The sequence below is a fragment of the Actinomadura rifamycini DSM 43936 genome (assembly GCF_000425065.1).
Lineage (GTDB): Bacteria > Actinomycetota > Actinomycetes > Streptosporangiales > Streptosporangiaceae > Spirillospora > Spirillospora rifamycini.
Map to the genome: position 1 here is coordinate 78,306 of NZ_AULB01000017.1, position 12,804 is coordinate 91,109.

Sequence of the window (12,804 nt, forward strand, 5' to 3'; positions counted from 1 at the left end):
AGCCGGGCGATGGAAACCGCCGCTTCCGGCCGCCTCCGGCCCCGCTTTCGGGGTCTCCCTTGACAAACCCGGCACTGTATAAAGAGCGCATAAGGCGGTGCCCCGCCGCGACGAGGGGGCGGCGCCGGGCGCCGGACGCGCGGCCACCCGGCTCGGGGGAGTCATGTACAAGGCAAACGCAGGTAACCTGGCACGCCAAGGCATATCTCTCCGCGGCTAGGTGGGAAACCGGCGCGTCGCACCACTCCACCGAACCCCGACTATGCGATGAGGGCCATGAGAGGACGTGTACTGGTCGTCGACGACGACCTCGCGCTCGCCGAGATGCTCGGCATCGTGCTCAGGGGCGAGGGCTTCGAGCCCTCGTTCGTGCACGACGGCGACAAGGCGCTCGAGGCGTTCCGGGAGACCCGCCCCGACCTCGTGCTGCTGGACCTGATGCTGCCCGGAGCCGACGGCATCGACGTCTGCCGGCAGATCCGCGCCGAGTCGGGCGTCCCGATCGTCATGCTGACCGCCAAGAGCGACACCGTCGACGTCGTCCTCGGCCTCGAGTCGGGCGCCGACGACTACATCGTCAAGCCGTTCAAGCCGAAGGAGCTGGTGGCGCGCGTGCGCGCCCGCCTGCGGCGCACCGACGAACCCGCGCCCGAGACCCTGCAGATCGGCGACATCACCATCGACGTCGCCGGGCACTCCGTCAAGCGCGGCGACCAGCACATCCCCCTGACCCCGCTCGAGTTCGACCTCCTCGTCGCCCTGGCCCGCAAACCGCGCCAGGTCTTCACCCGCGAGGTCCTCCTCGAGCAGGTCTGGGGCTACCGGCACGCCGCCGACACCCGCCTGGTCAACGTGCACGTCCAGCGACTCCGCGCCAAGATCGAGAAGGATCCCGAGCGCCCCGAGATCGTGGTGACCGTGCGCGGCGTCGGCTACAAAGCGGGCCCAGCCTGAAGCACCGCCGGTTCCCTCCCCCCGCCGGCCCGATCCCTCCGGTGACACGACGATGACTCTTCGTTCGTCCGGCCTCCCGTCCGGCCCGCGGACCGGCCTGCGGAACGGCACCGCGCGACGCCCCGCGGACTCCTCATGAACGTCTCGGTGAGGAGCGCGGGGCGGTTCGTGCGGCGGCCCCTGCGCGCCCTCCGGCGGTTGCTGCGCGGCGCCGCGCGGCAGGCGTTCGCCCGCTGGCGCCGCTCCATCCAGGTGCGGATCGTCACCTCGACCCTGGTCATCTCCGGCATCGTCGTGGTGATCCTCGGCGCGTTCCTGATGCAGCAGGTGTCGTCCGCGCTGATGGACAGCAAGGTCAAGGCCGCCCGCCTCCAGCTCGACGAGGGCCTCGCCCAGGTCCAGCGCGACCTGGGCCACTCCTCCGACAGCGGCACCCGGCTCAACGCCACCATCGACCGGCTCCGGTCGAGCAGCGGCCCGTCCGGCCTGTACGAGGTGTACATCCGCGACACGAACGAGCAGTACTTCGACGGCTACGCCACCAACGAGCTCCGCGAGGCGAGCGTCCCGAACCGCCTCCGCGAGGAGATCGCGAACGCCCCCGCGGGCACCCGCGCCTACACCTACGGCGAACTGTCGTACATCGGCGACCGCCCGTCCGAACGCGGCCTCATCGTCGGCGGACGCACCGGCCAGTTCGAGCTGTACTACCTGTTCTCGCTCGAACAGGAGCAGGAGACCCTCACCACCGTCGAACGCTCCCTCGTCGGCGTGGGCATCGTCCTCGTCCTCCTCCTCGCCGCGATCGCCTCCCTGGTGACGCGCCAGGTCGTCATCCCCGTCCGGCTCGCCGCCCAGGGCGCGCAGCGCCTCGCCGCCGGCCGGCTCGAGGAGCGCATGCGCGTCCGCGGCGAGGACGACCTCGCCCGGCTCGGCCGCTCCTTCAACGAGATGGCCGAGAACCTCCAGGAGAAGATCCGCGAACTCGAGGACCTCTCGCAGGTCCAGCGCCAGTTCGTCTCCGACGTCTCGCACGAGCTCCGCACCCCGCTCACCACCATCCGCATCGCCGCCGACATGCTCTACGAGAACCGCGACACCTTCGGCGACGCGGCCGTCGGCCGCTCCGCCGAGCTGCTGCAGAGCCAGCTCGAACGGTTCGAGGCGCTGCTCGCCGACCTCCTCGAGATCAGCCGGCACGACGCCGGCGCCGCCACCCTCGACGCCGAGTCGCTCGACATGCGCGACGTCGTGCTCCGCACCGTCGGCGACATCCAGGGCCTCGCCGAGCGCAAGGGCAGCAAGGTCGTCCTCCAGCTCCCCGGCGAACCCTGCATGGCCGAGGTGGACCGCCGCCGCGTCGAGCGCATCCTGCGGAACCTGCTGGTCAACGCCGTCGAGCACGGCGAGGGCGAGGACATCGTCGTGTCCGCCGCCGCCGACCGCGACGCCGTCGCCGTCGCCGTCCGCGACCACGGCGTCGGCCTGAAACCGGGCGAGGGGCAGATGGTCTTCGACCGGTTCTGGCGCGCCGACCCCGCCCGCGCCCGCACCACCGGCGGCACCGGCCTCGGCCTGTCCATCTCCCGCGAGGACGCCCAGCTCCACGGCGGCTGGCTCCAGGCATGGGGCGAACCCGGCCAGGGCTCCCAGTTCCGCCTGTCCCTGCCCCGAGCCGCCGGCGCGGAACTCCGCGGCTCCCCGCTCCCGCTCGTCCCGCCCGGCGCGGGCGACTCCCGCCCCGTCTTCGCGGAACTGGAGGTCGAATGAACCGCGGCCTCGCCATCGCCTTCCTGTGCGCCGCCGTCCTGCTCGGCGGCACCGGCTGCGCCGGCGTGCCCAGCGGCGGCCAGGTCGTCACCGGCCAGCCCGCCGAACGCGCCGAGCGCGTCGACGACCCGTACGTCCGGCTCGTCCCCGTCGGGCCCGACCCCGAATGGGGCCCCGCCGAGATCGTCTCCGGCTTCCTCGCCGCGTCCGCGAGCTTCGACGACGACCACCGCGTCGCCAAGCAGTACCTCGGCGCCAAGTCCCGCTGGGACCCCGGGCCCCGCCCGTTCGTCACCGTCCTCGCGGACCGGATCGTCGCACCGCAGGTCGTCCGGTCCGAGAACGGGCAGGCGACCGTCCGGATCACCGGCGACCAGCTCGGCACCATCACCTCCGACGGCCAGTACACCGCCGCCCCCAAGGACCTCGACGTCGCCTTCCAGCTCGCCCGCACCCCGCAGGGCATCTGGCGGATCACCGGCCTGCCCGGCGGCGACAAGGCCGGCCTGATCCTCACCAAGGACGACGTCGAGCGCTCCATGCGCACCGTCAACCTGTACTTCTTCGCGCCCGACCGGCACACGCTCGTCCCCAACGGGATCTTCCTGCCGGTCGTGAACCGCCAGACGCTCCCCACCCAGCTCGTCCGGGCGCTCCTCAGCGGCCCGACCTCCTGGCTGAACGGCGCCGTCGACAGCGCCTTCCCCAACGGCACCCAGCTGCGCGGCCCCGTCGACATCGACAACGACGTCGCCACCGTCGACCTCACCGCGGGGGCCCGCGCCGGCGACGTCGAGCGCATGTCCGCGCAGCTCGGCTGGACCCTCCGCCAGCTCTCCGAGATCCAGCGCTGGCGGCTGCGCATCGGCGGCGAGACCGTCACCGCCGAAGGCATGGACTCCACCCAGTCCGTCTACGCCTGGCCGGAGAACTCGCCCGACGGCCCCGACGCCAAGAACAAGGGCCACCAGAACGCGTACATGGTCGGCGAGACCGGCGCCCTCGGCACCCTCCGCGGCGACCGCGTCCACCCCGTCGTCACCGGCCCCGCCGGCGCCCTGTCCCGCCCCGCCGTCTCGCCCGACTACGGCGAGGTCGCCGGGCTCGGCAGCGCCCACGACCAGGTCGTCGTCGCGGCCCCCGTCTCCGGCGCCGCCGCCTCCCGCGTCCTGCTGAACGCCCGGGAGGGCGCCCGCTTCACCGCGCCGTCCTGGAGCCCCGACGGCACCCTGTGGACGGTCGAGAGCACGTCCGAGGAGTCCGCCCTCTGGGTGCGGCGCCCGGGGCAGCCGCCCGTCCGCGCCGCCCACTGGGGCCTCAGCGGACGCGAGGTCCTGTCCTTCCGCGTCGCGCGCGACGGCGTCCGCGCGGCCGTCATCGTCAACATCGACGGCCGCCCCCAGATCCAGGTCGGCCGCATCGCCCACGCCCCCGACGGCACCCTGGACGTCGGGGCCTTCCTGCCCGTCAGCTCCGAACTCCAGGACGCCGTCGACATCGCCTGGCGCGACTACGGCACCCTCGCCGTGCTCGGCCGCGCCAAGCGCGACTCCCAGACGCTCCCGTACCTGATGCCCGTGAGCGGCAGCGCCGTCACCACCCTCGGCGTCGGCTCCCTCGGCGAACCCGAGACGATCACCGCGGCGCCGGGCGCGCCCGTCCTCATCGGCACCCGCTCCGGTGACGGGCAGAAGATCTGCCGCCAGCGGTCCCCTTCGCAGACCTACAGCGAGTGGATCTGCCCCGCCGCGGGCCGCGACCCGTACTACCCGCGCTGAGTTATCCACAGGTCGGGGTTCTTGTGTCGGCCCGGCGCCGCGCCGGGCATCGTCGACGGCATGAGCCTCCTGACGACGATCCTCGACCTGGTCCTTCCCGAATCCTGCGCGGGCTGCGGGCGCCCGTCGGTCCTCCTGTGCCCCGTCTGCAGCATCCCCCTGCAGGCTCCCGCCGGCCGGGCGCCCGCGCTCCCGGGCGTCCCTCGCCCCCACACGGTCGCGCTCTACCAGGGGCCGGTGAAGGCCGTCCTGTCGGCCTACAAGGAGCAGGGCCGCACCCGCCTGGCCGTCCCGCTGGGCGAAGCCCTGGCCACCGCCCTCCGCGCCGCCCTCCACCCCCAACCGCCCCCGCCGTCCGAGCCGCCGTTCCCGGCGTCCGGGCCGCCCTCGGAGTCCCCGCCGTTCCCGCCGCTCCCGGTGTCCGCGCCGCTTTCGGCGGCCGCTTGCGGGGGCGGCGCCCCGCCGCTCGTCCGGGCGGTATGGGTCCCCTCCGGCAGGCGGGCTCGGCGCCGGCGGGGGCGGGACGTGACGGGGGAGGTGGCGCGGGTCGCGGTGCGGCGGCTGCGCGCGGAGGGCATGGCGGTCACCGCGGTGGACGCGCTGCGGCTGCGGCGGCGCGTGGCCGACCAGGCCGGGCTGACGGCGGCGCGGCGGGCGGCGAACCTGCGGGGCGCCATCGAGGTGCGGGCGCCCGTGGCCGGGCGGCGCGTCGTCCTCGTGGACGACGTGGTGACCACCGGGGCGTCGCTGTCCGAGGCGGCGCGCGCCCTGCGCGCGGCGGGGGCCGAGGTGGTGGGCGCGGCCACCGTCGCGATGACGCCGCGGCGCCGGGCGTGAAGGGTGACTTTCTTCACGTAAGCGCAAAGGTCGGACAGGTAGTTACCTAGCGTGGCCGGTCTTCCCGGCGGGTGCGCGGCACCCCTGGGCGCCGCGGCCGCGAGGCCCGGCGAGAGGAGAAGAAATTACGCAAACTCACCTGTGGGTCAGGGCGATCTGACCTGCGGGGAAGGAGGGCGCGCAAGCCCCGCGCCCAAGGGGGAACACGGCATATGGCGGCGCCGTGGAGGGCCCTCGGGACGCCGCTGAGGCGATCATCGATGACGGACCGTGAGTTTTTCCTCGCCCCACCCCCCTGACATTCGAGGCGTAAGGGGTTAGCGTTCCTGACATGGCACCCGCCCGGGTCCGTGGTTGCGTCGGATCGCAGCGTTCCTCGGGAACGCGGCAGACGATCCGGCTAGCCGATGCCAGGCGCAGGCGAAACGGCCCACGTAAGGCGACTTCTCGTCGACCGATCACGGTGCGCCTTAGAGGTAAGTCCTGCCCCGTCGAGGGATCCGACATCCCCCGAACCGGGAGAAGGGCAGTAGTGGCGAGAGCGCCGCGAGCCCCTCAGCAGGCGGATGTGGGGACGAAGACCAGGTCGGCCGGGCGGGTGCGACCCACCGTGCTGTGGCGCCCGAACCGGGGACGTCAGGGCCCCCGGTCCGGGCGGAGAACGCAACCGGGCGAAGGGGGGAGTCCCGCGTGGACATCACCGTTAGGGGCCGGCACACCGACGTAGGTGACAGGTTCCGCCGGCACGTCGACGGCAAGCTGGCCAAGATCGAGCGGCTCAACCAGAAGGTCATCCGCGTGGATGTGGAGGTGTCGGAGGAGCACAACCCGCGTCTCGCCGACCAGCGCGAGCGAGTGGAGCTGACGATCCGTTCCCGCGGACCGGTGATCCGGGCCGAGGCGGCGGCCGACGACCGGTACGGCGCGCTCGACCTGGCGCTGGACAAGCTGGAGTCGAGGCTCCGCCGCGGCGCCGAGCGCCGCAAGAGCCACGGCGGCAGGGCGCGGGCCAAGCTCGCCACGATGGAACCGGTCCCGGAGCCTCCGCTCCCGGCGCCGGAACCGCCGCGCGCGGCGCGCGCGGAGCACACGGCCGTCCAGGAGCGGCCCGATTCCGAGACCGCGGTCCCGACGGACGAGAACATCGTCCCGATCCCGATGGAGGGCGACGGGCCCGTCGTCGTCCGCGAGAAGTTCCACACGGCGGAAGCGATGGGCATCGAGCAGGCCCTGTTCGAGATGGAGCTCGTCGGGCACGACTTCTACCTGTACCGGGACAAGGCCACCGGCCACCCCTCGGTCGTCTACCGGAGGCGAGGCTGGGACTACGGAGTGATCAGGCTCGTCGAAGAGTGATGAGGTGCTCGCCGAACGTCCGAACCATGTCATGATCTGAAAAGGCGTACAGCCGATCGCGGGCGCGGTGGCCCGGGGCGGCGGGTGCGGCCGAGGCGCCGCCGTCCGCCCGTCCGGGCCACCGTCCCGCGTCGGCGCCCGAAGACGCGCCGGGAACCTCCTCGGGACCCGCGGCAGTTCTCCTGGAGACACCCCACCGAAATCCCCCGGATCCGCCTTCGGACCCCTTAGGTTCCCGAGGACGACACAAAACCGCAGCTTCGATCGGAGGCGACCCCCGCCGCTCGATGACGGGACCGGCCCCGGCCCCTCCGGGTCCGCCCGTCCGTCCGGACGCCGCGCCCGGACACCGAGCGCCCGAACAGACCCGCCCGGGACGACCCGGGCCCCGCACGTTCACCGGGGGCGACCCCGGACCCCGCACGGTTCCGGCCCCGGAACCGACCCTCCGGTAATCCCAGATCACCCAAAGTGAAAGGGGGAAGCGGCGTCTCCTCCACGCCGCGACTCAGGTGAGCGAGAATCCCGAGGCTCGCAGCTCCGCGGCGGCACCCCGTCGGGCCGGCGCCGGCGCGACTCCTGCCGACCGGGAGGCGGCGCAGCCGGCCGAATCGGCCGACCCGATCCGCGTGCTCATCGTCGACGACCACGCGCTGTTCCGCCGCGGTCTGGAAATGGTCCTCCAGGAGGAGGACGACATCGAGGTCATCGGCGAGGGCGGCGACGGGCACGAGGCCGTCCAGATGGCCGGCGACCTGCTGCCGGACGTCGTCCTGATGGACATCCGCATGCCCCGCCGCAGCGGCATCGAGGCGTGCACCGCGATCAAGGACGCCGCGCCCAGCGCGAAGATCGTCATGCTGACGATCAGCGACGAGGAGGAAGACCTCTTCGAGGCCATCAAGGCCGGGGCCACCGGCTACCTCCTCAAGGAGATCTCCATCGACGAGGTCCCGCAGGCCGTCCGCGCCGTGCACGGGGGGCAGTCGCTGATCAGCCCGTCCATGGCCTCCAAGCTCATCACCGAGTTCGCCTCCCTCGCCAAACGCAGCGAGGAGCGCACCCAGCAGGTCCCCGCGCCCAAGCTCACCGACCGCGAGATGGAGGTCCTGCGCCTCGTCGCCCGCGGCCTCGGCAACCGCGAGATCGCCCGCGAGCTCTTCATCTCCGAGAACACGGTCAAGAACCACGTCCGCAACATCCTGGAGAAGCTGCAGCTCCACTCCCGGATGGAGGCCGTCGTCTACGCCGTCCGGGAGAAGCTCCTGGAGATCACCTGACCGCCCGCCCCGCCCCGCCGCCCGGTCCGGCGATCGGCGGAGACCGGTAAACGGGGTTTGTCGGTGTTGTGGCGTAGCATCGCGGGCGTGGTGGAGCTCAGCGCGGACGAGGCGAGACGGCTGCAGTTGCGCGCCCAGGGACTGCTGGGCGCGCGGGGCAAGGGCGGTGTGCCCGCGGTGCTGCGGCGGCTGGGCGCCGTCCAGCTCGACACGATCTCGGTGCTCGCGAGGTCGCACGAACTGGTGCCCTACGCGCGTCTCGGCGCGGTCGGCCGCGGCCCGGTGGAGACGGCGTTCTGGGGCAACGGCACCCCGACGGCGTTCGAGTACTGGGCGCACGCGGCGTCGGTCCTGCCGCTGGACGACTGGCCGCTGTTCGCGTTCCGGCGCCGCGCGTACGCGCGGCGCGGCTGGCGCTGGCACAAGGTGCCGGCGGGCGTGACCGACATCGTCCGCGAGCGGCTCCGGACCGACGGGCCGCTCACCACCCGCGAGCTCGGCGGCGCCAAGGCGAGCGCCGAATGGTGGGACTGGAGCGACCAGAAGATCGGCATCGAGTGGCTGCTGGACGTCGGCGAGGTCGTCTGCGTGCGGCGCGTCGGGTGGCGCCGGGTCTACGACCTCGCGGAACGCGCCGTCCCCGCCGACCTGCTCGCCCAGGACCCCGACGACGACGCGTGCCTGACCGGGCTCGTGGCCCGCGCCGGCCGCGCGCTCGGCGTGGCGACCCGCGCCGACCTCGCGGACTACTACCGGATCCGGCAGGACGAGGTCGCCCGCGTCATCGACGCGACCGGGCTCGTGCCCGTCGAGGTGGCCGGGTGGGACCGGCCCGCCTGGGCCGACCCGGCGGCCCTGGACGCTCCGGCGCGCGGGCGGCACGTCACGACGCTGTTGTCGCCGTTCGACTCCCTGGTGTGGGACCGGGCGCGGACGTCCCGCGTGTTCGGGTTCGACCACCGCCTGGAGGCGTACGTGCCGAAGGCCAAGCGGGTCCACGGCTACTTCACGATGCCGCTGCTGGCCGGCGGGCGCCTCATCGGCCGCGTCGACCCCGCCCGCGACGGAAGCACCCTGGTCGCCCGGCAGGCGTCGTTCGAACCGTGGGCCGTCCGGACCGCCGCGCGGGCCGAGGCGTCGGCCGCGGCGCTCGCCACCGCGCTGTGGCGCGCCGCCGCGTGGGTGGGCTGCGACGACGTCCGGGTGGAGCGCGTCGACGCCGACCCCGCCCTCATCGCCGCCGCCTTGGCCGTCGAGCGCCCCTGACCCGGGCCCGCCCCCCCCGGCGCACCTCTCGGGCCGCGGCCCGGGGCGGTGCAAGGGAAAGCCCGGCGTTCCGGGCGGGCCGGAATGCCGGGCGGCGGGCGGGAAGAATCAGCCGTGGGGGGTTTGTTGTGGGTCGGTGGCGACGGGGCGGTCGAGCGCCTCGCCTTGGGGGCCGCCGCGGCGCTTCTCGCTGCGGGAGCCGAAGAGGGAGTAGTCGACGATCTCGGGGATCACCCGCGGGGCGTCCACGACGACGTCGGCGAACAGGTGCACGAAACCGCTGACGACCAGGCCGAGGACGATGATGCCGACGCCGACCCAGAACATGATCCAGGCGGGACCGATGCAGAGCGCCACGCCGCCGACGACGAAACCGGCGAAGATGATCGACACGGCGAGCCAGGAACCGGGGCGTCCGGCGTGCGAGCCGCTGGCCTCTTCGGACATTGGGGGCCTCCTTCCGTCGTGTGAAAGATCCTCTCCGTGACCCGGCGGATCAAACAGGGCGCAACGATTGCGCCGCGGGAGTGAGCTAGACCATTCTGGGTCTCGCCTACGATGGGCATCGTACGAGTGGTGTGCGTGCCGCCGGGAGCGGTCAACCACGATCTGCAAGGAGCCTTCGAGAGTGCCGCCAGTCATCGACAAGATCCTTCGTGCGGGCGAGGGAAAAACCCTGCGCAAGCTCAAGAAGCTCGCGGATCAGGTCAACTCGATCGAGGAAGACTTCCTCGAGATGAGCGACGCCGAGTTGCGCGAGCTGACCGACAAGTACCGGGAGCGAATCGCCGACGGCGAGAGTCTGGACGACCTGCTCCCCGAGGCGTTCGCGACCGCCCGCGAAGCCGCGAAACGGGTGCTGGGGCAGCGGCACTACGACGTCCAGCTGATGGGCGGCGCCGCGCTGCACCTGGGCAACATCGCCGAGATGAAGACCGGCGAGGGCAAGACCCTGACGTGCGTGCTCCCCGCGTACCTCAACGCGCTCGACGGCAAGGGCGTCCACGTCGTCACGGTGAACGACTACCTCGCCAAGCGCGACGCCGAGTGGATGGGGCGCGTGCACCAGTTCCTGGGGCTCGAGGTCGGTGTCATCCTCCCGCAGATGACGCCGGACGAGCGCCGGGCCGCGTACAACGCCGACATCACCTACGGGACGAACAACGAGTTCGGCTTCGACTACCTGCGCGACAACATGGCCTGGAGCCTGGACGAGTGCGTCCAGCGCGGCCACAACTTCGCGATCGTCGACGAGGTCGACTCGATCCTCATCGACGAGGCCCGGACCCCGCTGATCATCTCGGGTCCGGCGGAGCAGAACTCCAAGTGGTACGCGGAGTTCGCGAAGATCGTCCCGCGGCTGAAGCGCGCCGAGCTGATCAGCACCGCCGGGCAGGTCGACGAGTACGGCCCCGGCGACTACGAGGTGAACGAGAAGAAGCGCACGGTCGGCATCACCGAGTCGGGCGTCGAGAAGGTCGAGGACTACCTCGGCATCGACAACCTGTACGACTCGGTGAACACGCCGCTGGTGAGCTTCCTGAACAACGCGCTGAAGGCCAAGGAGCTGTACAAGCGCGACAAGGACTACGTCGTCATGAACGGCGAGGTCCTGATCGTGGACGAGTTCACCGGCCGGATCCTGCACGGCCGCCGGTACAACGAGGGCATGCACCAGGCCATCGAGGCCAAGGAGGGCGTGTCCATCAAGGACGAGAACCAGACGCTCGCCACGATCACCCTCCAGAACTACTTCCGCCTCTACGAGAAGCTGTCCGGGATGACCGGTACCGCCGAGACCGAGGCGGCGGAGTTCAACAAGACCTACAAGATCGGCGTCGTGCCGATCCCGACGAACAAGCCGATGGTCCGCGAGGACGTCGCGGACGTCGTCTACAAGACCGAGCAGGCCAAGTTCGAGGCCGTGGTCGACGACATCGCGGAGCGGCACGAGAAGGGCCAGCCGGTCCTGGTCGGCACCACGTCGGTGGACAAGTCGGAGCGGCTGAGCAAGATGCTCAAGCGGCGCGGCATCCCGCACCAGGTGCTGAACGCCAAGCACCACGAGCAGGAGTCGGCGATCGTCGCGGAGGCGGGCCGCAAGGGCAGCGTCACCGTCGCGACGAACATGGCGGGCCGCGGTACCGACATCATGCTCGGCGGCAACCCCGACTTCCGCGCCGACCTGGAGCTGCACCAGCGGGGCCTGTCGCCGCTGGAGACGCCCGAGGAGTACGAGACGGCCTGGCCGGAGGCGCTCGAGAAGGCCAAGGAGGCCGTGAAGGGCGAGCACGAGGAGGTCGTCGAGGCGGGCGGCCTGTACGTGCTGGCGACCGAGCGGCACGAGTCGCGGCGGATCGACAACCAGCTCCGCGGCCGGTCCGGCCGGCAGGGCGACCCGGGCGAGTCCCGGTTCTACCTGTCGCTCGAGGACGACCTGATGCGGCTGTTCAACTCGGCCCGCGTCGAGGCGATCATGACGCGGCTGAACATCCCGGACGACGTCCCGATCGAGTCCAAGATCGTGACGAACGCGATCAAGTCGGCGCAGAGCCAGGTCGAGCAGCAGAACTTCGAGATGCGCAAGAACGTCTTGAAGTACGACGAGGTGCTGAACCGGCAGCGCAAGGTCATCTACGCCGAGCGCCGCAAGGTGCTGGAGGGCGAGGACCTGCAGGAGCAGGTCCGCCGGATGATCGACGAGGTCGTCGGCGGCTACGTCGCGGGCGCGACCGGCGACGGCTTCGCCGAGGAGTGGGACCTCGAGAAGCTCTGGAAGGCGTTCAAGCAGCTCTACCCGGTCTCGATGACGGTCGACGAGCTGGTCGAGGACGCCGCGGGCGGCGACATCTCGAACCTGGACGCGGAGACCCTCGCGGAGAAGATCCGCGAGGACGCGCAGCAGGCGTACGAGAAGCGCGAGGAGACGCTCGGCTCCGAGGTCATGCGGGAGCTGGAGCGCCGCGTCGTCCTCTCGGTGCTGGACCGCAAGTGGCGCGAGCACCTCTACGAGATGGACTACCTCCAGGAGGGCATCGGCCTGCGGGCCATGGCGCAGCGCGACCCGCTGGTCGAGTACCAGCGCGAGGGCTACGACATGTTCAACGCGATGCTGGACGGCATCAAGGAGGAGTCGGTCGGCTACCTGTTCAACCTCGAGGTCGAGGTGGAGGAGCAGCCGCAGGCCCCGAAGGTCGGCGCGGAGCCGGTGTCGGTGGCGAAGTCGGCCGCGGCGGACACCGCCGAGGACGAGGCCGCGGAGAAGACCGACGACGAGGCCGCGGAGGCGGACGAGGCCGGCGAGTCCCCCGCGATCGTCGCGAAGGGCCTCGGCGAGCCGGACCGTCCGAAGAAGCTGGAGTACTCGGCCCCGACCGTCGACGGTGAGGGCGGCGTCGAGACCCACAGCGAGGAGGCCGACGACCCGTACGCCGGGGTGGGCCGCAACGACCCGTGCCCGTGCAAGTCCGGCAAGAAGTTCAAGCGCTGCCACGGCGACCCGCGCTCGAAGAAGTAGCGGCGCCCACGCGCACGCACGCGGCCCCCGGGTTCTCCCGGGGGCC

9 protein-coding genes are annotated in these 12,804 nt (G+C 72.0%); 8 read left to right on the top strand and 1 reads right to left on the bottom strand.

Going from position 1 to position 12,804, the window contains the following annotated elements:
* Positions 1–276: 276 nt before the first annotated feature.
* The 7 genes from mtrA to H505_RS42510 all read left to right on the top strand — a co-directional run bounded on the left by mtrA (position 277) and on the right by H505_RS42510 (position 9,241).
* Positions 277–954, top strand: coding sequence for an MtrAB system response regulator MtrA (gene mtrA / locus H505_RS0117450; RefSeq protein ID WP_026403027.1), 678 nt, complete (start codon positions 277–279; stop codon positions 952–954).
* 135 nt (positions 955–1,089) lie between these two features.
* Entirely contained in the window at positions 1,090–2,724 is a 1,635-nt protein-coding gene (mtrB, locus tag H505_RS0117455) for an MtrAB system histidine kinase MtrB (RefSeq protein ID WP_026403028.1), read from the top strand.
* Positions 2,721–4,502 carry an LpqB family beta-propeller domain-containing protein gene (locus tag H505_RS0117460; RefSeq protein ID WP_245592551.1) on the top strand — a complete coding sequence of 594 codons (1,782 nt, stop codon included), beginning with the start codon at positions 2,721–2,723 and terminating at the stop codon, positions 4,500–4,502. The genes mtrB and H505_RS0117460 overlap by 4 nt, the downstream gene beginning before the upstream one ends.
* Before the next feature lie 60 nt (positions 4,503–4,562).
* Entirely contained in the window at positions 4,563–5,339 is a 777-nt protein-coding gene (locus H505_RS42505) for a ComF family protein (RefSeq protein WP_034518372.1), read from the top strand.
* A 690-nt stretch (positions 5,340–6,029) separates the two neighbouring features.
* Entirely contained in the window at positions 6,030–6,695 is a 666-nt protein-coding gene (hpf, locus tag H505_RS0117470; RefSeq protein WP_026403030.1) for a ribosome hibernation-promoting factor, HPF/YfiA family, read from the top strand.
* Between the two features lie 629 nt (positions 6,696–7,324).
* Positions 7,325–7,975 (top strand): response regulator, encoded by a 651-nt coding sequence (locus H505_RS0117475; protein WP_267898574.1) that lies wholly within the window; start codon positions 7,325–7,327, stop codon positions 7,973–7,975.
* A gap of 87 nt (positions 7,976–8,062) precedes the next feature.
* Entirely contained in the window at positions 8,063–9,241 is a 1,179-nt protein-coding gene (locus H505_RS42510; RefSeq protein ID WP_051300810.1) for a winged helix-turn-helix domain-containing protein, read from the top strand.
* Between the two features lie 108 nt (positions 9,242–9,349).
* On the opposite strand, the gene H505_RS0117485 is transcribed toward H505_RS42510, so the two are convergent.
* A complete protein-coding gene (locus H505_RS0117485) occupies positions 9,350–9,688 on the bottom strand; it encodes an HGxxPAAW family protein (protein ID WP_026403032.1) in 339 nt (112 codons plus the stop codon).
* A gap of 181 nt (positions 9,689–9,869) precedes the next feature.
* Between H505_RS0117485 and secA the strand changes: the two genes are divergently transcribed.
* Positions 9,870–12,758: a preprotein translocase subunit SecA gene (secA, locus tag H505_RS0117490; protein ID WP_026403033.1), complete on the top strand. Its 2,889-nt coding sequence runs from the start codon at positions 9,870–9,872 to the stop codon at positions 12,756–12,758.
* Positions 12,759–12,804 lie beyond the last annotated feature (46 nt).